The sequence below is a fragment of the Pseudarthrobacter sp. NamE5 genome, assembly GCF_005796225.1.
In the GTDB taxonomy this organism is placed as follows: domain Bacteria; phylum Actinomycetota; class Actinomycetes; order Actinomycetales; family Micrococcaceae; genus Arthrobacter.
On the sequence record NZ_VAHO01000015.1, the window covers coordinates 74,226 to 91,793 of the forward strand.

Below are 17,568 nucleotides of genomic sequence, written 5' to 3' on the forward strand. Positions count from 1 at the left end.
GGCGGACATGACATGACGGGCAGCAAGCGGCAGCCCCGGCACCATGCCTATACCGGCGTTCCCCGCTGGATCTACACCCTGGCTGTGCTGGCCGCCCTGGTGGTGGTCCTCCCTCTCGTGGCCATAGTTGGACGGGTGGACTGGGCCAACTTCCTTCCGCTGGTCACCTCCGAATCCGCGGTGTCGGCCCTGGGCCTGAGCCTGCGGACATCCGCGGCCAGCACGGTCCTGTGCGTGGTGCTGGGCGTGCCGCTGGCGGTGGTCCTGGCGCGCGGCAGGTTTCCGTTCCTGGGACTCCTGCGCTCGCTGGTGCTGCTGCCGCTGGTCCTGCCGCCCGTGGTGGGCGGCATCGCCCTCCTGTACACCTTCGGCAGGCAGGGTCTCCTGGGCGGCACCACGGAAGCGCTGGGACTGCAGGTTGCCTTTTCCACCACGGCAGTGGTCCTGGCGCAGACGTTCGTGGCGCTGCCGTTCCTGGTGGTGAGCCTGGAAGGGGCGCTCCGGACCGGCGGCCACCGCTATGAGGCGGTGGCGGCCACGCTCGGCGCATCCCCCGGAACCGTCTTCCGCCGCGTCACACTGCCCCTGGTCCTGCCCGGCCTGGCCTCCGGGGCGGTGCTGTCCTTCGCCCGCAGCCTGGGTGAGTTCGGCGCCACGCTCACCTTCGCCGGCAGCCTGCAGGGGGTGACCCGGACCCTGCCGCTGGAAATCTACCTGCAGCGCGAGACTGACCCGGACGCCGCCGTCGCGCTTTCCCTGGTGCTGGTGGCCGTGGCAGTTGCCGTGGTGGCACTCGCCTACCGCCGCCCGGCTGGTGCGGCACGGCGCGGAGCATCTTCCGGGGAACGGCCGACGGCGGCTGCCGCGGCGGACGGGCAGGTCACGTGACGTTCTCGTTCCAGGCAGCAGTGGGGGAGCGGGGCTTCGACGTCTCCCTTTCCCTCGGTCCTGCCGAAACCGTGGCGGTGATGGGTCCCAACGGCGCGGGCAAGTCGACGCTGCTCTCGGTCATCGCCGGTTTGATCCGACCGGACAGCGGACGGGCTGAACTGAACGGCCGCCCGCTGTTTCAGCTGGGCGACATCCCCGCGGATGGCGTCCACGTTGCCGCCGCGCGTGCGGGCGCGGGAGATGACCGCTGGACCGCACCCCACCACCGCGGGACCGCGCTGCTGGCGCAGGAGCCGCTGCTTTTCCCGCACCTCACTGCCGTGGACAATGTGGCGTTTGGACCCCGCAGCACGGGAACGCCCAAGGGTCGGGCCAAAGCTGAAGCCAGGCATTGGCTGGCCGAAGTGGAGGCAGCGCATCTTGCGGCACGCCGGCCCCCAGAACTCTCGGGCGGCCAAGCCCAGCGGGTGGCGGTGGCCCGGGCGCTCGCTGCTGATCCCGGGCTGCTGCTGCTGGACGAACCCATGGCGGCCCTGGACATCCACTCAGCCCCGCTGCTCCGGCGCCTGCTCAAGCGCGTCCTGGCGGACCGCCCGGCCATCATCGTCACCCACGATGTCCTGGACGCGCTGATGCTCGCGGACAGGGTAGTCATCCTGGAAAACGGCCGGGTCGCCGAGGAAGGCCCTACCCGGCAGGTCCTGGAAAGGCCGCACAGCGCTTTCGCAGCAGGACTGGCCGGGCTCAACTTCATCCCCGGAACCCTTGTCGGGGACGGGGTCCTCAGCAGGCAGGGACTGCACGTCGCCGGCCATGCGGAGGACCCCATCCCGGCGGACCGGGCAGCGGCAGCCGTATTCCCGCCGTCGGCCGTTTCCGTGTTCCTCACGGACGCGCACGGAAGCCCCCGCAATTCTTTCCAGGTAACCATCACGGACCTTGAGCCGCACGGGGACCAAATCCGGGTGAGGGGCGATGGCATGGCGGCCGACATCACCCCTTCCGCCCTGGCCGACCTTGGCTTGGTACCGGGCATGACTGTGCATTTTGTGGTGAAAGCCGCCGCGGTATCCCTTTACGAGACCTGAGTTCCTGTCCGGATATGGCCTAAAACCTGCATATCTGCCCAGAAACTCCCTGTTTGGGGGTTACATGCCCGGCAGGTCAAGGGATTCGTACACCTGGATGCTGGCGCCGGGCATCATCAGGTGGGGGTGGCCGTCCAGCAGGGCCTGGGCGCCGGCGAGGTCGTCGGCCTGGATGATGCTGTAGCCGGCCACACCCGTGCTGGTTTCCGCTGTCCCGGTGGCGGTGATTTCCTTCCCGGCACCCAGCGGAGTCCCCATGTCCACCATGGCATCGCCGACGCGCCCGGCCCACTCCATCCAGGCCTTCATGCCCTCCTGCGCGGCCTCCGGCGAGCTCTCCGCCATCTGTTCCTGGGCTGACTGCGCTGCGAAGTAAAGAACAACAAACTTATTCATCGACTGTCCCCTCTCGATTGCTGCGTTCCGGGTTGTGCCGCGGCGCGCTGTCTCCGGGCATACGCCCGATCCTAGGGCCCAAGGGGCGGAAGGGGAACGGGCGGTCGGCACCTGGGCCTCACCGGGCCTGGCTGCCGGTAGCCCAAGTAGGGCCGGCCGCCTGTTCCGGGGAATGCCACAGCCTGTTTCGCTGTAGGAAAACAATGACGGGATAACGTCCCACAGCAAACTTGAGCGTAGTACACTCAACTTAGAAAAACTGTCCCCGAAAGGAGCTCTCTTTGGACGTCAAATTCACTACCAAGAGCCAGGAGGCTCTTTCGGCTGCGGCCATGAACGCCTCCACGGCCGGGAACCCGCAAGTGGAGCCCGCGCACTTGCTCAAGGCGCTGATGGACCAGCGTGAGGGAGTGGCGGTTGCGCTGCTTCGCGCCACCGGAGCCGACGTTGATTCCGTCAGCGTCCAGGCAAGCAGTGCCATCAAGAACCTGCCCGCCACCTCCGGCGGCTCCAGTCAGCAGGCACAGCTCTCACGGCCGGCGCTGCAGGCCATCCAGAACGCCAAGGAAGAGGCGGACCGGCTGGGCGACACCTTCGTCTCCACCGAAGTCCTCCTGCTTGGCCTCTCGGCCGGCAATGATGCTGCCGCGCGCCTGCTGCGCGACGCCGGCGCCTCCCATGAAGCGCTCCTCGCTGCCCTGCCGGGCGTCCGCGGCGACCGCAAGGTGGACAGCCCGGATCCGGAAAACACCTTCCAGGCGCTCGAGAAGTACGGCGCTGACCTTACTGCCATGGCACGCGCAGGCAAGCTGGACCCCGTGATCGGCCGCGACTCCGAGATCCGGCGCGTGGTCCAGGTCCTGTCCCGACGCACCAAGAACAACCCGGTGCTTATCGGCGAGCCCGGCGTTGGTAAGACCGCCGTGGTCGAAGGGCTGGCGCAGCGCATGGTGGCCGGCGACGTGCCGGAAAGCCTGCGCGGCAAGACGCTGATTTCTCTGGACCTAGGGTCCATGGTTGCCGGCGCGAAGTACCGCGGTGAGTTCGAGGAGCGCCTGAAGGCGGTCCTTGAGGAGATCAAGGGCTCCGAGGGCCAGATCGTCACCTTCATCGACGAGATCCACACGGTGGTAGGGGCAGGCGCCACCGGTGATTCCTCAATGGACGCCGGCAACATGCTCAAGCCCATGCTGGCACGCGGTGAACTGCGGCTGATTGGCGCCACCACCCTGGATGAGTACCGCGAGAACATCGAGAAGGATGCGGCCCTGGAACGCCGCTTCCAGCAGGTGTACGTTGGTGAACCCAGCGTGGAGGACACCATCGGCATTCTCCGCGGCCTCAAGGAACGCTACGAGGCGCACCACAAAGTGTCCATCGCCGACTCCGCCCTGGTGGCCGCAGCCACGCTGTCCAACCGGTACATTTCCGGGCGCCAGTTGCCGGACAAGGCGATCGACCTGGTGGACGAGGCAGCGTCGCGCCTCCGGATGGAAATCGACTCCGCGCCTGAGGAGATCGACCAGCTGCGGCGCCAGGTGGACCGGCTCACCATGGAGGAGCTCGCCCTCGAAGGCGAAACCGATGCTGCTTCCGTGGAACGCCTTGCGGCGCTCCGTGCGGACAAGGCGGACAAGGAAGAGGAGCTCGCAGCGCTGAACGCCCGCTGGGAGGCGGAGAAAGCCGGGCTTAACCGGGTGGGTGACCTCAAGGCGAAGCTGGACGAACTGCGCAGTGCCGCTGACAAGGCCTACCGCGAAGGTGACCTGGAGACGACGTCGCGCATCCAGTACGGCGAAATCCCTGCCTTGGAGCGCGAGCTGAACGCCGCCGCGGAAGCCGAGGCCGCCGTTGCCGACAAGTCATCACAAATGGTGGCCGAGGAAGTGACGGCAGAGGACATCGCCGAGGTCATCTCCGCCTGGACAGGTATCCCCGCAGGGCGCATGCTGCAGGGCGAAAGCCAGAAGCTGCTCCACATGGAGGAGGAACTCGGCAAGCGGCTCATCGGCCAGACGAAGGCCGTTACTGCCGTCTCTGACGCCGTCCGGCGCGCACGGGCCGGGATCAGCGACCCCAACCGCCCCACCGGTTCCTTCCTGTTCCTGGGCCCCACCGGCGTCGGTAAGACCGAGCTCGCCAAGGCGCTGGCGGAATTCCTGTTCGACGACGAGCGCGCCATGGTGCGCATCGACATGTCCGAGTACGGCGAGAAGCACAGCGTCGCCCGCCTCGTGGGCGCCCCTCCGGGATACGTGGGCTACGAGGAGGGCGGCCAGCTCACCGAAGCGGTCCGCCGTCGTCCTTACTCGGTGGTGCTGCTGGACGAGGTGGAGAAGGCCCACCCCGAGGTGTTCGACATCCTTCTGCAGGTGCTCGACGACGGCCGCCTCACCGATGGCCAGGGCCGGACCGTAGACTTCCGCAACGCGATCCTGGTGCTGACCTCCAACCTGGGCAGCCAGTTCCTGGTGGACCAGTCGCTGGATGCCGAGGCCAAGCGGAACGCAGTCATGGCCACCGTCAACGCGTCCTTCAAGCCCGAGTTCCTGAACCGGCTGGACGAGGTTGTGCTGTTCGATGCGCTCAGCGTCGAGGAGCTGGCGCACATCGTCGAGCTGCACGTGGCGGAACTGGGACGGCGGCTGCACGAGCGGCGACTCACCCTGGAAGTCACCGACGGCGCAAAGGCCTGGCTTGCTCTCTCCGGTTTCGACCCAGCCTACGGGGCACGGCCGCTGCGCCGCCTGGTGCAGCGCGAGATCGGCGACCGGCTGGCCAAGGCCATCCTTGCCGGCGAGATCAGCGACGGCGATACGGTGCTCGTGGACACGGCAGCAGACCTGGGCGAGCTCTCCGCGGGCAACGTGGACGCCCTGACGGGGGTCCCCAACAGCGGGCTCTCGGTCCGGCGGAAGGACTAACTGCAGGGTGTTGCCCTGGCGGCCCTCGCCGCTAGGGCAACACGCTGGCGTTGATCACGTTGCCGCCGGGTGCGGTCACGTAGCAGTCCACCCTGCGGTCCCCGGATTCCCAGCTGGTGCTGCTGGGGAAGCTGCGCTGGTAGTTCAGCTGGACCAGGTTGGCTGCCGGGCCAAGCCGGGCGGCCTGACAGGCCTCGAGTGCCTTGGCCTTCAGCGCATCGGCTCCGGGGTAGGCCGCATCCTCCGGATACCGGTACAACGCCACAAGCTGGGCGGAGTGCCCGGTGTCGCAGGGCACCACGGTGGAGGCCAGTGCTTCCGGGTCGAAATCCTTGAAACAGTCACCCAACGCATAGTCCGGAGGCTGCACTCCTTCGCGGGGCAAGGGCAGCGGCGTGGCGGGTGTGGTGGCCGTGGTTTCCAGCACCCCAGAAGTTTCGCTGCCGGAATCGTCTGCACCCGGGTTGGAGTTCAGCCAGAGGGCAAGCCACACCAGTGCGCCGATGACGGCCAGCAGGACGGCGACAAAGACTGCTATCCAGAGCGCCCGGCGGTTCAGGCGGCTGGGGCGTGATGGGGCCTCGTCCTGCGGTTGCATCTGCGGATGCAGGACAGGCTGCGCTGCCGGCGCAGGGACGCGCGGGAGCCCGCTGGTCGGTGGCGCGGCGGGCTTCGGCGGGACGTCCTGGTCATTCACGGGGGTTGCATCCTCCTGCGTTCTCTCCGCGGCGGCAGCCGGTTTGCGGCCGGTGTATCAGCAGTTGTTTAAGTGACTCTACCGAAGAAAAATGCTGGAAACTCGCGGTCTCGAGCCCTGGCTGGTAACGCAAGCCACCTTCCGGGAGCCTGTGTGGCAAGCGGGCACTGTCGAAAGCATGTAATCTAGGTGTACGACAAATTGACCAAACATTCCGGGGCCTCACCTATGCCAAGGTGACCACCTCCGGTCCAAGTACAAAAGGGGGTCACGCCATGGGGCGCGGCCGTCAAAAGGCAAAAGCTACCAAGCAGGCTCGGGACATCAAGTACTACTCCCCGAACACTGACTACTCGGCACTTCAGCGTGAGCTGACGGGCCCGAGCAGCCGTCCCGCGAGCCATTACGCGAATGAGCCGGTCGAGCCGGACTATTCGGCTTATGTGGACAAGTACGCGGATGATTTGGAAGAAGACGACGACGAGGTGGACACCCGTCGCATCGGCTAGTTGTTGCATGGTGCTGTTGCCGTAACCCGGACAGCCGTGTGATGCGCTTCTTTTTCAGTACCCGGATCCACGTGGATCAGGGCTGACTTCAGTTATTGGGCCCGCTGCCCGCGCCGAAACGGTGCAGGCGGCGGGTTTTCTGCTGCGTCTGAGAGGGGCCAAATTTTTGCTCCCCACAGCAACGCTCCATCACCTTCTGCGCCTAATCGGGCAATCCTCCGTTACCTTTGCCAGATGCCGGTGGCCGGTCACCGCATTCCACCTGCCGTGCCGTCGGGGAAATCCTTCCGGCGCCGGCCAGTCCCACAGCCAGCACCGATGCCAGGACGAGCGCGGAGGCCGGAGCCAAAACCGCCCACGGCGCACGCTCCACATAGCTGATGCCCTCAGCCAGGATCAGGCCCCATTCCGGTGAAGGCTGCTGGGGTCCCAGCCCCAGGAATCCGAGGGCAGCCAGGGCAAGTGCGATCCCCGGCAACCGGAGCATTGCGTGCCGCAGGAGAGGCTTCAGCACCGCAGGCAGGATGTAGCGCAGCATGATCCGCGCCCGCCCCACCCCCAGCACCGGAAGGATCTGCACGTAGGGTTGCGCCCGGGCTTCCTGTGCAAGTGCTGCCGTATGGGCAGCAAGGGGTGCCCAGCTCACGGCGGCAACAGCCAGCGCTGCGCCGTGGGCCGACGGGCCGGTGACAGCTGCAACAACCAGGCCGGCCAGGATGGGGGGTGCCGCGTTCGCCACCTCCAGTGGGCCGGTGGCGGCCAGCGGGAAGAGCCCGACGGCAATTCCCACGGCCAGGCACACCAGCACCACTACCAGCGCGGTCCCGAGTGTTCCCACTGCGCCGTGCCCCACCCGGGCGAGGAGATCGCGACCGCTGGCGTCGGCACCGAAGGGAAGCGACCACGTGGGTGCCGCCAGCCTGGGGTGGGCAGAGGCGAACGGGTCGCGCGCCAGCCCGGCCAAAGTGACGAGCGCCAGCGTCCCGCCGGCAACCGCAGGCACGGCCAGTTGGCGGCGGCTGCCGAACCGCGGCGGCTCCGCCAGCGGAAGCGTGCCGAAACGAACCGCAGGACCGATCAGGAGGTGCCGGGCCGCCGTCGTCAACGTTCCTACCAGCAGGGCGAGCCCCATCAGCGCCAGCATGCCCGCCTGCAGGGTGGGAATGTCCTGGGCGCCGGCGGCGCCCAGCAGCGTCCGGCCGAGGCCCGGGATGGCGTAGACCTTCTCCACTGCGACAGCCCCGCCCGTGAGTCCGATGAGCACCAGGCCGATCTGCGGCAGAACGGCCGGCAGCGCCCGCCGGAGCACTGCTGCGGTCAACCGCAGGGGTCCTGCCCCGGCCGTACGCCACGTGGCCACCCACTTCTCCGCGAAGCCCGCGCGGATCGCGTCGGACAGCAGGAGGCCCATGAGCCCGCCGGCCGGAATCCCCAGCGCAAGCGCCGGCAGCACGGCATACTCGGCGCCATTCCAGCCAAAAGGTGGAAACCACTGCAGCCAAACGCCGCCCACCACCAGCAGCACGGCGGCCAGCAGGAATTCCGGCAGGGAGGTAAGGGCGGCGGACAGGGCCCCCGACGCCGGCCTCGGCCGCTGCCGCAGCCCTTCCGTCACCGCGGGGACGCAAATCAGAGCGGCAATAAGCGAGGCTGCAGCGATGGCGAAAACCATCAACGTGACGGAAACACCCAGCGCCGCAGCGATACCGGGCGCCACCGGAGTGTTGCTGATCCATGATGTGCCCAGGTCGCCGGTGAAGATTCCGTGGCCCCAGGACTGAAGCAGGGAAACGGGGCCCTGTTCCAGGCCAAGCTCCGCACGGACAGCGGCCAGGGCCTCCGGCGTTGGTTCCCGGTCAGAGTATCTGGCCCGGAGGATGGTGTACTCCGCGCCGCGGCCCGAGAGCCACGGCATCATGCCGATGAGTGCCACCAGCCCCAGCAACGCCAGGATGCGCGAAGCAGCGACTTTCACCAGGGCGGGAACCGTTGTCATCAGTCTTTGGCACCCGTGCTGCCGGTCACTGAAGTCCGGCCCGTAATCAGCGCCCGTTCCCGCGGATCCCGCTCGACGCCGCCCACCCGCGAGGATTCGCCCTGGATGACGCGCTCGTGGAGCAGCGGGATGGCTGCGTCGCGGGCCAGGATCAGGCTCTCGGCGGCGGCTATGGCAGCCCGGCGCTCGGGACCGGCGGGAATCCCTGCTGCCTTAACCAAGGCAGCATCAACGCCGGGATCGCAGAACTGGGAGATGTTGAAGGAGCCGTTGCAGGAGAAGTCGCTGTAGAGGTAAGCCACCGGGTCGCCGGAATCCAGCACGGTGGCTCGCGAGAGAATGAAGGCATCGAACTTCCCGGCCAGGGCGTCCGCCTCGATGTGCTGGTACTCCCGGACATCCTGCTCCACCACGAACCCTGCGGATTCCAGCTGCTGCTCCAGCTGGACGGCGACTTCGGGCAGTTCGGCGCGGTCGGTGAACGTGCCCAGCCGGATGGGCGTCCCCTGGACGGCGGTGGCGGCAACCCTGCCGGCCATCGCTTCCACGTAGGTGTCATTCTTGCGTTCTCCGGCTGCCCAGGGCAGGGCAGGACCGAGCAAGCCCTCAGCCTGGTCAGCACGTCCTTCGTAAACCCTGTCCACGACAGTGCCGGCATCCACGGCGTTGCGGGCAGCGGCTCTGACGGCCGGGTCAGCAAAAGGGCCCGAAGCAGTATTCAGGTACAGCGTGTTGGTCCTGGGCATGGGCACCTCGTGCACCAGGGCGGGGTCGACCCGTGCTACCTGGCCCACCGGGATCGCCTCCACGATATCCGCGCCACCGGTCCGGATGGCGGCAGCCCTGGCGATCCCGTCCGGCACGAACTGCACATCCACGCCGTCGGCTTCCGCCTCCTCACCCCAATACCCGTCAAACCGGTCCAGCCGGGCGGACGAGGTGCCGTCCACCGAAACCAACCGGAAGGGGCCTGTGCCGGCATTGACCGGACTCACCGTGCCGCCTTCCTTGTATGCCGAGGCCGCGAGGATGGCCAGCTGCGGACTGGATAGCCGCTGCGGCAGGAGGGGGTCCGGCGCCGCGGTCGAAACCACGACGGCCGCGGGACCGTCCGCCCGCGCTGTGAGTTCCACGCCGTCCAGGATCCTCGGCTTGGGGCTGGCGTTTGCAGCGGCGGTCAGGGATGCGGCCGCTTCCGCTGAGGTCATGGCCGTCCCGTCATGGAACTGCACCCCCTCGCGCAGGGCGAAACGCCAGGTGGTTGCGTCATTTTGCTGCCATGCCGTTGCCAGCGCCGGTTTCGCCTCCCCGAGTTCGTCCAGCTCCACCAGCGTCTCCGCAGTTTTCCAGCGGGACAGTTTGAAGGCGTCGTCGCTGAGCGGTGAGAGCCCGGACCGCGGTGGCTGGAGCATGGCCAGTTTGATGCGGCCGGCACCATCGCCGCCTTCTGCCGTTTGTCCGGCTCCCGGCGAGAAGCATCCTGTCAGCGTGGCGGCCAGCAGCAGCGCTGACATTCCTGTTACTGCCGGACGGAGAGGGAATTTTGACATGGGGGAGCACCTGTTCCTTCTGTAGGGTTTCATGCACTTCTTGCCGGGCTAAGGAGAGGCCCCGGCCCTAGTGTTTGGTGGGGAGCAGCCTGGAAAGTCCGACGGCGGGAATCACCATGAGTGCCGCCATCACCGCCCAGGGCCAGACGGCGTCCTGTCCAGGTTGGGTGGCGCCGGCGTAGAGCGGTCCCAGGGCAAGGTTCCCCAGCAACACCGCGCACCCGCCCATGCTCGCCAGGAGTCCGTAGTAGATGCCGGTGGGCCGGCCGTTGGCAAAATCAAGGACGAGCGGCATGGCTACGGGTCCGATGCACATGTGTCCGAGGCAGAGCCCGGACACCAGCAGGAGCGGCGGCAGGAGCTGCAATGCCCCGGCGGACGGGTACTGGGCGAGCACAGCCATGGTGGCGAAGGCCAGGCCTTTGAGGGTGAAGCCGAGAGTCAGAGCCCTGCCCGGACCCAGCCTGTGGGTGAGCCGGGAGATGGGCAGCTGCAGTGTGATGGTCAGGACCGAGGCAACAGCAAACAATCCGGCCAGCGCGGCTGGCCCGGCGCCACTCCTGGTCAGCTCGATGGGAAGGCCGAAATAAAGCTGGTTGTAGGCCAGCAGGTTGACACTGTAGAGAGCAGCGAAAGCCACGAAGCGCCTCTTCCGCAGCATCGCGCCGATGCCTTCGGTCCGTGGCGGCGAAGGAGGCAATTCTTCCTCAGTCGAGCCTGCGGCCCGGGCCGGCACGTTGCACCAGAGTACAACAGCCATCACCGCAAAGACGGCCGCCCCGGCCAGTGCTGCCCAGCTGAAGGACACGCCAAGCAGAAGGGCGCCCACCAGGGGACCGGCCACCGCCCCGATCTCACCGCAGATGGCGAGGAGCGCAAAAAGTCCAGGCGTCCGCCCACCGGTGCTCCGCCGTCGTTCTTCCGCTTTCCCCACCAGGGACTCCAGGGCAGGCGAGAACATTGCGCCGCCCATTCCGGTCAGGACCGCGCCGAGGAGGAAGAGGGGAAAGCTGCCCGCCATGGCCAGGGTAAGGTACCCGGAAATACGCACCAGGCAGCCCGCCAGCATGGCCCGGCGCGGCCCCCACCGGTCCGTGATGATTCCGCCCACCAGGAACAGGCCCTGCTGGCTGAAGACCCGGGCGCCCAGGACCACACCCACGGCTGTTGCCGCCATGCCGAAGTCCCGGCTCATGACCAGTGCCAGGAAGGGCACCACCGCGTAAAAGCCGATGTTGAAGACGAGTTGGCTCGCCAGCAGCAGCCCGGGTGCCGGGCGGTGCTTGGGCAGGGCCGGGAGGACGGTGCCGGATGTTGCGGTCATGCTGTGGCCGCCGTACGGTCACTGCTGGAATGCAGGGTGGACGGCATGCCTGCCGCAGCCTGCACCAGCGCCGCGCCCGCGGCACTTCGCGGCTTCTCCAGGACCTGGTGCGTTGGCGCGTGCTCCACGATCCGGCCTTGCGAGAGGACCGCCGTGGTGCCGCACATCCTGGCAGCGGTGGCGAGGTCGTGGGTCACCAGGAGCAGTCCCAGCCCCTGCTCATGGACCAGGCTCTCCAGCAGCGCGAGAACGGTGTCCCGCAGGGGAAGGTCCAGGCCACTGACGGGTTCGTCGGCCAGGAGGTAGGCCGGGGATACCACCAGTGCACGTGCGATGGCCACCCGCTGGTTCTGGCCACCGGACAGCTCTCCCGGGTGGCGTTCCAGCATTGCGGCCGGCACTTCCACTCGTTCCAGCGCCTCGCTGACCAGGGGCCGGTGGTTTCCCTCCACCCGGAGCTGCCGCAGGGGCTCCCTCAGCAGCTGGAAAACAGTCATGCGTGGATCAAGGCTGCCGGCCGGGTTCTGCGGAATGTACTGCACCGCCCGCCGGTACCGGCGCAACGTCCGGACCGGGCCCGGCCGCACTTCCTCCCCGCCCAGGGTAACGGTGCCTGCCGACGGCTTTGCAAGTGCCAGCAGGATCCGCACCAGCGTGGACTTGCCGGAGCCGGAACTTCCCACCAGGGCCGTGCTGGCGCCGGGGGACAGGCTCAGGCTGACGTTTTGGAGGGTGGGCTGCCGGCCGGCGCGGAAGCCGCGCCTTGGGTAGGCAAAGGAGATGCCGTTTACGGCCAGGATGGCTGGTTTCCTGCCGGCACTCCTGCCGCTGACGCCCGTGCCGTCGTCGCTCATGCTGCCCCGGCCAGGGGAAGGCTTCCGGCATTGGCAGCCTGGACCAGCCGCTGGGTGTAGGCGTGCTGCGGGTTTCGGAGCAGCTTTGCCATGGGTCCCTCTTCCACGATGCGCCCGGCCTCCATTACCAGCGCCCTGGTGCACAGGGACACGGCCGCGGCGAGGTCGTGGGTGATGAAGAGGAGGCTGCGGCCCTCCGCTCCCCATGAGCGGAGCGCTGCCAGTACTGTGTGTCGGCTGACTGCATCGAGTGCTGTCGTGGGCTCATCTGCCACCAGAACGCTGCTGCCGCAGGCCAGGGCAAGGGCGATGCAGACCCGCTGCAGCTGCCCGCCGGACAGCTCACCTGTGTAGCGCGGGAGGAAGCGGCGGGGTTCGGAGATGCCTGTTCGGGCCAGCAGCCTGGCGGCCTCCTCTTGTGCTTCTGCCCGGCTCAGGCCTGCACTGCGTAGCGGGATGGCCAGCTGCTTACCAACAGGCACCAGGGGGTTGAGCGACGACGCCGGATCCTGGCCCACCAGAGCAGCCCTGCCTCCCGGTCCCTCCGCGAAGGAGATATCACCGCTGGAGGAGATCCCGGCCGGGACACTGCCTGTCACAGCTGCTGCCGTTAGGGATTTGCCCGACCCCGAAGCGCCGAGCAGCGCAACCCGCTCGCCGGCTGCCAATGAGAACGTCAGGGACCCAACCAAGTTCCGGCTGCCGCTGGAGAGCGAGAGGTTCTTCACGGACAGAGTAGGTGCAGGCATGGGACATCGTTTCGTGGCAGGACTGTCAGGGTCGAACCAATGCTATCAATAATCATTCTCATGTGCTCCATGACGCTCTCTCACTTGATGCGGCTTTCCTAACAACGCTCTATCACTCCTGAGAGAGGGTTGCTAAAAAAGCCGCATGATCTGAGAGAGCGTCGCCCGAAAAGCCGCAGGAGGTGACGGGGTGTCGGGGGTTAAACGCCCGGCCGCCCCTACGAAGCTTCATAGGGGCGGCCAGGAATGGCGCCATCAGGGGGCAGCGGAATAGTTAGGCGTAGGCGTTGACCAGGCGCACCGCACCGCCGTCGACGCCCTTGGCGCCCTGGACATAGTCAGGGCCGGACTTGAGGATGGACTCGGAGTCCTCCGTGACGGTGCCCATGATCCAGGACGGGAGTCCGCGCTCGTTGAGGCGGGCGACGGCGGCATCCGCAGCTTCGGGGGACACGATGGCTACCATGCCCACGCCGAGGTTGAGCGTGCGTTCCAGGTCTGCCAGCGGCACATTGCCCAGTTCGGACACGAGCTTGAAGATGGCCGGCAGTTCCCAAGTGGCGCGGTCAACGGTGGCCACCAGTCCCTGGGGGAGGACTCGGGCCAGGTTTGCGGCCAGACCGCCGCCGGTGACGTGGCTGAAGCCGTGGACAGCGGCGCTGCCCGTGACCGGGAATGCGCGGGCGAGGTCCAGGCAGTCCGCGGCGTAGACGCGCGTGGGCTCCAGGAGTTCCTCGCCCAGGGTGCGGCCCAGTTCGGAGACCTGGCGGTCCAGCGCCCAGCCGGCGTGGTTGATTACGCGGCGCACCAGGGAGTAGCCGTTGGAGTGCAGGCCCGAGGACGCCATACCGATCACCACGTCGCCGGCACGGACGCGCTCCGGGCCCAGCAGGTTGTCAGCCTCGATGACTCCGGTGGCTGCACCGGCGACGTCATACTCGTGCTCGCCCAGCAGGCCCGGGTGCTCAGCCGTTTCTCCGCCCACCAGGGCGGTTCCGGCCACGGAGCAGGCTGCGGCGATGCCGCGGACGATGTCGGCGATGCGCTCGGGCACCACCTTGCCGCAGGCGATGTAGTCGGTCATGTAGAGGGGCTCGGCGCCCACCACCACGATGTCGTCCACCACCATGCCCACCAGGTCGAACCCGATGGTGTCGTGGATATCCATGGCCTGGGCGATGGCAACCTTGGTGCCCACGCCGTCGGTGGAGGTGGCCAGCAGCGGCTTCCTGTAGGTCAGCAGCTTTGAGACGTCGTAGAGGCCGGCAAAGCCGCCCACCCCGCCGATCACCGATGAGTTGTGGGTAGCTTTGACGGCACCCTTCATGAGCTCGACGGCGAGGTCCCCGGCTTCAACGTCCACGCCGGCGGAGGCGTAAGTGATGCCGCCTGCGTTCGGATCGGAGGTGTTGCCTGAGGCGGGGGCGGCGGAAGTCATACGGACTCTTTCTTGTCAGCGCCGGTGGCGGCATGTAGGTCTGGCACGATGTCGGCTTCGGTCAGCAGGTTTTCAAACTCGGAGTCCGGCCCCGGATCACAGCCGGTGGCCCCGGACTTCTCTGCCGGGTCCTCCGTTGAATCGACCGCCAGGGCTGCGGTTTCACCCGGAAGTGCTGAGGGGGAAGCCTTCAGGCCGCCCAGGTCCTTGCGCTCCAGCAGGTTCTTGCCCAGCTTGTCCGCGTCCGGGAGCTTGATGGGGTACTTGCCGGTGAAGCACGCGGTGCAGAGGCGTTCGCGCGGCTGCCGGGTGGCGCCGATCATCCCGTCTTCAGAGATGTAGGCCAGCGAGTCGGCGCCGATGGCCTGGGAGATTTCCTCGATGGTGGCGCCGTTGGCGATCAACTCGGCGCGGGAGGCGAAGTCGATGCCGTAGAAGCAGGGCCACTGCACGGGCGGGGAGGAAATCTTGACGTGGACGGCGGCTGCACCGGCCTCGCGGAGCATCCGTACAATGGCGCGCTGGGTGTTGCCGCGGACGATGGAGTCGTCCACCACCACCACGCGCTTGCCGCGGATCACGGATTCAAGGGCGTTGAGCTTGAGCCGGATGCCCAGCTGGCGCAGGGTCTGCGACGGCTGGATGAAGGTGCGGCCCACGTAGGAGTTCTTGACGAAGCCGTGCGCGAACGGAATACCGGACTCTTCGGCGTAACCCACGGCGGCCGGGGTGCCCGATTCCGGCACGGGAATGACAATGTCCGCCACCTGGGTGTTTTCGCGGGCCAGCTGGCGGCCCATCTCCACGCGGGACTCGTACACGGACCGGCCGGCGATGGCGGCGTCCGGACGCGCAAGGTAGACGTACTCGAATACGCAACCGGCCGGCGTCGGCTCCGCGAAGCGCTGGGAGCGAACACCCTGCTCGTCGATGGCGATGAATTCACCCGGCTCGATTTCGCGGATGTAGCTGGCGCCCACCGTGGCCAGGGCGGACTGCTCGGACGCGACAACCCAGCCGCGCTCCAGCCGGCCCAGGACCAGCGGGCGGATGCCGTAGGTGTCCCGTGCTGCGTAGAGGGTGCCCTCATCCATGAAGACGAAGCAGAAGCCGCCCTTGATCTTGGGCAGCAGCTCCATGGCGGTGTCTTCCAGGCTCTTGCCCGGCTCACCCTCCAGCAGGGCAGTGACCAGGGCAGTGTCAGAGGTGTTGCCCTGCTTCATTTCACCTGTGAGCTGGCCGCCGTTGCGCTCCTGAATCATGGCGTTGAGCTCGGCCGTGTTGGTCAGGTTGCCGTTGTGCGCCAGCGCTACGGTGCCGGTGCTGGTGGCGCCGAGGGTAGGCTGGGCGTTGGCCCAGTGGCTGGCGCCGGTGGTGGAGTAGCGGCAGTGGCCCACGGCCAGGTGCCCGGTCAGGGTGTTCAGCGTGGTCTCGTCGAAGACCTGGGAAACGAGGCCCATGTCCTTGTAGACGTTGATCCGCTTGCCGTCGCTGGTGGCAATACCAGCCGACTCCTGACCGCGGTGCTGCAGTGCATACAGCCCGTAATAGGTAAGTTTTGCTACTTCTTCACCTGGTGCCCAGACGCCGAAGACGCCACAAGCGTCCTGAGGGCCCTTTTCGCCAGGGAGAAGATCATGGGAAAGTTTTCCATCGCCGCGTGCCACTGGTCGATTATCTCACGTTATGCGGTATGACTTTTCCGGCCCGCCTCTTTGTGACCGGGCGGTGGTTTAGCCTGGCTAGGGCTGGCTGTCCGTGTCCGGCTCGGAGTCGGGTACGGATTCGACGACGGCCCGCTCCTGCCGCTTGATGCTGCGGCGGTCCAGGACCAGCGCCACCACGGCGCCGAGGATTGCGCCGGCAGCGGCGAAGGCCACCGTGAAGAACCCGAAGACGGCCCCGGCGTCGAAGCTGGGGTTCGCGGGGACCGAGAAGGCCGCCACCGCTGCGGCCCCCACGCCCACCAGTGCGCCCAGGATGAGGAACGGCACATATTTGGGTGCGCGGCGGACCGTGATTTCGCGCCGCTCGGCCGGGAGTTCTTCGGAAGACATGCCATCTAGCCTACATTTCCGCCGTTGCCCTATCAGTTACGGCTGCCAAAACTGCCAAAACGGCGGGATGGGGACCATAACTGATAGGGCAACGAGGGGGTGGATCAGCTGCCGCGGTAGGTGGAGTACGCGAACGGGCTCAGCAGGAGCGGTACGTGGTAGTGCTCCGGGCCGGTCACCTCGAACACCAGGTCCACTTCGGGGAAGAACGTGGTTGCCTGCAGGCCGGCGTAGTAGTTCCCGGTGGCGAAGTTGAGCTTGTAGTGCCCGGGCTCCAGCTGCTCCGGACCGAGGTCCTTTGCCCGGCCGTCCGCATCGGTAGTGGAGGAGGCAAGCTTCTGCCAGGTGCCGCCGTCGTTTGCGTAAAGCACGACGGCGACCCCCGCCGCCGGGCGTCCGGCACCGGTGTCCAGGATATGGGTGGTCACATGGGAGACGCTCATTCGGTGATCAGTCCTTCAAGGCGGAGTATGGCGATTTCGCGCAGTTGCTGGGCCACGATGCTGTCTTCTTCGGCAGGGGAGTTGGCAAGCCGTTCCTTTAGTGCCGCCAGGATTTCCGGGGCTGTGCGGCCGGCGGCGCGGATCAGGAAGACCCGCCCGAATTTCTCCTCGTAGTCCCTGTTGCCCTGGGCCAGCGCCCCGGCAACTGCGGCATCCGCCGGGTCCACCCCGGCCTGTTCGGAACGTGACATGGACGCCTCGGCGGTGGCCGCCGTCGGACGTTCCCCGATGCGCGGATGGTGGGCCATGGCCGACTCAACCTCGGCAGGGGTGAAAGGGCTGGCGGCGTTGGACGCGAAGCTCAGGAGCGCATCCTTGCTGGGGAACGGGCGGGCCGCGGCAACCGCGTCTACCCAGCGTGTGACGTCGATGCAGGGCCTCAGGGTGTCCGCGGCCCTTGCGGGGTCCGCGGTGTTGAATTCGGCAAGCTTCATGCTGTCGGGATCCTTGGTGGCAATGTGCTGGCATCCATGGTGACGGCTATGCGGACGCCGGACTGCCCGGCACCCCGCGATCGTGTGGATTCAATCGGGGCTTCCGCATCATGGAACTGTTATTTCAGCATACGTAATATTGAAGAGCAGGCTTGCCG

Annotated in this window: 16 protein-coding genes; 4 read left to right on the plus strand and 12 right to left on the minus strand. The window is 67.2% G+C overall.

The window, feature by feature from the left end:
• Nucleotides 1-12: 12 nt before the first annotated feature.
• Together FDW84_RS16005 and FDW84_RS16010 are read left to right on the plus strand one after the other, a co-directional pair.
• On the plus strand, nucleotides 13-888 hold the full coding sequence (locus tag FDW84_RS16005) for an ABC transporter permease (protein ID WP_138610495.1): 876 nt from the start codon (nucleotides 13-15) through the stop codon (nucleotides 886-888).
• Nucleotides 885-1,979, plus strand: a complete 1,095-nt coding sequence (locus FDW84_RS16010; protein WP_138610496.1) for a sulfate/molybdate ABC transporter ATP-binding protein — start codon at nucleotides 885-887, stop codon at nucleotides 1,977-1,979. The genes FDW84_RS16005 and FDW84_RS16010 overlap by 4 nt, the downstream gene beginning before the upstream one ends.
• Nucleotides 1,980-2,039: 60 nt before the next feature.
• Here FDW84_RS16010 and FDW84_RS16015 read toward each other — a convergent pair whose 3' ends face one another.
• Nucleotides 2,040-2,375 (minus strand): YciI family protein, encoded by a 336-nt coding sequence (locus FDW84_RS16015; protein WP_138610497.1) that lies wholly within the window; start codon nucleotides 2,373-2,375, stop codon nucleotides 2,040-2,042.
• 281 nt (nucleotides 2,376-2,656) lie between these two features.
• Between FDW84_RS16015 and clpB the strand changes: the two genes are divergently transcribed.
• Nucleotides 2,657-5,299 (plus strand): ATP-dependent chaperone ClpB, encoded by a 2,643-nt coding sequence (clpB, locus tag FDW84_RS16020; protein ID WP_138610498.1) that lies wholly within the window; start codon nucleotides 2,657-2,659, stop codon nucleotides 5,297-5,299.
• Between the two features lie 31 nt (nucleotides 5,300-5,330).
• On the opposite strand, the gene FDW84_RS16025 is transcribed toward clpB, so the two are convergent.
• Nucleotides 5,331-5,996 carry a septum formation family protein gene (locus tag FDW84_RS16025; RefSeq protein WP_138610499.1) on the minus strand — a complete coding sequence of 222 codons (666 nt, stop codon included), beginning with the start codon at nucleotides 5,994-5,996 and terminating at the stop codon, nucleotides 5,331-5,333.
• 275 nt (nucleotides 5,997-6,271) lie between these two features.
• Here FDW84_RS16025 and FDW84_RS16030 point away from each other — a divergent pair, with 275 nt between their 5' ends.
• Nucleotides 6,272-6,505 carry a DUF3073 domain-containing protein gene (locus tag FDW84_RS16030; protein WP_138135377.1) on the plus strand — a complete coding sequence of 78 codons (234 nt, stop codon included), beginning with the start codon at nucleotides 6,272-6,274 and terminating at the stop codon, nucleotides 6,503-6,505.
• Nucleotides 6,506-6,707: 202 nt separating this feature from the next.
• Here the strand turns inward: FDW84_RS16030 and FDW84_RS16035 are convergent, their stop codons facing one another.
• The 10 genes from FDW84_RS16035 to uraD all read right to left on the minus strand — a co-directional run bounded on the left by FDW84_RS16035 (nucleotide 6,708) and on the right by uraD (nucleotide 17,410).
• A complete protein-coding gene (locus FDW84_RS16035) occupies nucleotides 6,708-8,501 on the minus strand; it encodes an ABC transporter permease subunit (protein ID WP_138610500.1) in 1,794 nt (597 codons plus the stop codon).
• Entirely contained in the window at nucleotides 8,501-10,051 is a 1,551-nt protein-coding gene (locus FDW84_RS16040; RefSeq protein ID WP_138610501.1) for an ABC transporter substrate-binding protein, read from the minus strand. Before FDW84_RS16040 ends, FDW84_RS16035 begins: the two co-directional genes overlap by 1 nt.
• A gap of 67 nt (nucleotides 10,052-10,118) precedes the next feature.
• Complete coding sequence (locus tag FDW84_RS16045; RefSeq protein WP_138610502.1) at nucleotides 10,119-11,375, minus strand: MFS transporter; 1,257 nt, start codon at nucleotides 11,373-11,375, stop codon at nucleotides 10,119-10,121.
• Complete coding sequence (locus FDW84_RS16050) at nucleotides 11,372-12,229, minus strand: ABC transporter ATP-binding protein (RefSeq protein WP_138610503.1); 858 nt, start codon at nucleotides 12,227-12,229, stop codon at nucleotides 11,372-11,374. The genes FDW84_RS16045 and FDW84_RS16050 overlap by 4 nt, the downstream gene beginning before the upstream one ends.
• A complete protein-coding gene (locus FDW84_RS16055; protein WP_138610504.1) occupies nucleotides 12,226-12,978 on the minus strand; it encodes an ATP-binding cassette domain-containing protein in 753 nt (250 codons plus the stop codon). The genes FDW84_RS16050 and FDW84_RS16055 overlap by 4 nt, the downstream gene beginning before the upstream one ends.
• A gap of 274 nt (nucleotides 12,979-13,252) precedes the next feature.
• Nucleotides 13,253-14,416 (minus strand): phosphoribosylformylglycinamidine cyclo-ligase, encoded by a 1,164-nt coding sequence (gene purM, locus FDW84_RS16060; RefSeq protein WP_138610505.1) that lies wholly within the window; start codon nucleotides 14,414-14,416, stop codon nucleotides 13,253-13,255.
• Nucleotides 14,413-16,083: an amidophosphoribosyltransferase gene (gene purF, locus FDW84_RS16065; protein ID WP_138610506.1), complete on the minus strand. Its 1,671-nt coding sequence runs from the start codon at nucleotides 16,081-16,083 to the stop codon at nucleotides 14,413-14,415. Before purF ends, purM begins: the two co-directional genes overlap by 4 nt.
• Nucleotides 16,084-16,158: 75 nt before the next feature.
• Nucleotides 16,159-16,473: a hypothetical protein gene (locus FDW84_RS16070; RefSeq protein WP_138610507.1), complete on the minus strand. Its 315-nt coding sequence runs from the start codon at nucleotides 16,471-16,473 to the stop codon at nucleotides 16,159-16,161.
• A gap of 104 nt (nucleotides 16,474-16,577) precedes the next feature.
• Nucleotides 16,578-16,916, minus strand: coding sequence for a hydroxyisourate hydrolase (gene uraH / locus FDW84_RS16075; protein ID WP_138610508.1), 339 nt, complete (start codon nucleotides 16,914-16,916; stop codon nucleotides 16,578-16,580).
• Nucleotides 16,913-17,410, minus strand: a complete 498-nt coding sequence (uraD, locus tag FDW84_RS16080) for a 2-oxo-4-hydroxy-4-carboxy-5-ureidoimidazoline decarboxylase (RefSeq protein ID WP_138610509.1) — start codon at nucleotides 17,408-17,410, stop codon at nucleotides 16,913-16,915. The genes uraH and uraD overlap by 4 nt, the downstream gene beginning before the upstream one ends.
• Between the last annotated feature and the right edge of the window lie 158 nt (nucleotides 17,411-17,568).

What these genes read in the sequence shown, in the direction of transcription:
- FDW84_RS16005 (WP_138610495.1), top strand. Translation starts at nt 13, where the DNA reads ATGACGGGCAGCAAGCGGCAGCCCCGGCACCATGCCTATACCGGCGTT.
- FDW84_RS16015 (WP_138610497.1), bottom strand. Translation starts at nt 2,375, where the DNA reads ATGAATAAGTTTGTTGTTCTTTACTTCGCAGCGCAGTCAGCCCAGGAA.
- FDW84_RS16030 (WP_138135377.1), top strand. Translation starts at nt 6,272, where the DNA reads ATGGGGCGCGGCCGTCAAAAGGCAAAAGCTACCAAGCAGGCTCGGGAC.
- FDW84_RS16035 (WP_138610500.1), bottom strand. Translation starts at nt 8,501, where the DNA reads ATGACAACGGTTCCCGCCCTGGTGAAAGTCGCTGCTTCGCGCATCCTG.
- FDW84_RS16040 (WP_138610501.1), bottom strand. Translation starts at nt 10,051, where the DNA reads ATGTCAAAATTCCCTCTCCGTCCGGCAGTAACAGGAATGTCAGCGCTG.
- FDW84_RS16045 (WP_138610502.1), bottom strand. Translation starts at nt 11,375, where the DNA reads ATGACCGCAACATCCGGCACCGTCCTCCCGGCCCTGCCCAAGCACCGC.
- FDW84_RS16050 (WP_138610503.1), bottom strand. Translation starts at nt 12,229, where the DNA reads ATGAGCGACGACGGCACGGGCGTCAGCGGCAGGAGTGCCGGCAGGAAA.
- FDW84_RS16055 (WP_138610504.1), bottom strand. Translation starts at nt 12,978, where the DNA reads ATGCCTGCACCTACTCTGTCCGTGAAGAACCTCTCGCTCTCCAGCGGC.
- purM (WP_138610505.1), bottom strand. Translation starts at nt 14,416, where the DNA reads ATGACTTCCGCCGCCCCCGCCTCAGGCAACACCTCCGATCCGAACGCA.
- FDW84_RS16070 (WP_138610507.1), bottom strand. Translation starts at nt 16,473, where the DNA reads ATGTCTTCCGAAGAACTCCCGGCCGAGCGGCGCGAAATCACGGTCCGC.
- uraH (WP_138610508.1), bottom strand. Translation starts at nt 16,916, where the DNA reads ATGAGCGTCTCCCATGTGACCACCCATATCCTGGACACCGGTGCCGGA.
- uraD (WP_138610509.1), bottom strand. Translation starts at nt 17,410, where the DNA reads ATGAAGCTTGCCGAATTCAACACCGCGGACCCCGCAAGGGCCGCGGAC.